The organism is Devosia geojensis, assembly GCF_000969415.1.
In the GTDB taxonomy this organism is placed as follows: Bacteria; Pseudomonadota; Alphaproteobacteria; order Rhizobiales; family Devosiaceae; genus Devosia; species Devosia geojensis.
Window position 1 is genome coordinate 1 of the sequence record NZ_JZEX01000016.1, and the last position, 650, is coordinate 650.

Annotated in this window: 1 protein-coding gene; it reads left to right on the top strand. The window is 67.1% G+C overall.

Annotation, left to right across the window (positions count from 1 at the left end; translation table 11 throughout):
- Positions 1-579: arginase family protein (locus VE25_RS00655; RefSeq protein WP_046106650.1), on the top strand; the 579-nt coding region annotated here is incomplete at its 5' end.
- Positions 580-650 lie beyond the last annotated feature (71 nt).

The following is a 650-nucleotide window of genomic DNA, read 5'->3' on the forward strand; positions in this document are numbered from 1 at the left end:
ACGGTCGCCGGAGCGAACGCGGCGGGCGCGCGGGTCGGGCTCGTCTACATGGACTTCGACGCCGATCTCAACGCGCCGGGCACCAGCGACGGCGCCCTGGACTGGACCGGCGTCGCCCACCTGCTCGATATTGCAGGGTGTGAACCCTCGCTTGCAGCGCTCGGCCCGGCGCGCCCGATGATCGAGCCCGGCCAGCTCCTCTACTTCGCGCTCGAAAACATCACCCCGCCGGAAGCGGCCACGATCGAGGATCACGCAATCGAGGTCATATCGCGCGAAAACGCTCTGAGCGACATCGAGGCGGCAGCGATGCGCGCGGCCGATTGGGCGGGCGCGTTCGATTGCCTGCTCGTCCACTTCGACGTCGACGTCCTCTCATTCGTCGACTTCCCGATCGCCGAGAATGTGCGCCGCTGCGATGGCCTGAAACTCGAGCAGGCCGCCTTCGTGCTGAAGCGGCTGGCCGCCCTACCGCAATGGCGCGGCCTGACTGTCACCGAGGTCAACCCGGACCATGCGCCGGACGAAGCCGCCGCATTCTCGCGGCTCAACGAGGTGCTTGCGGATGCCCTCGGGTAAAACGTCTCTAGACTATGTCATGTATTGACGGAAGCACGAGCCGGAGGGCTCCCCGGGGAGGGGTCGGGGGT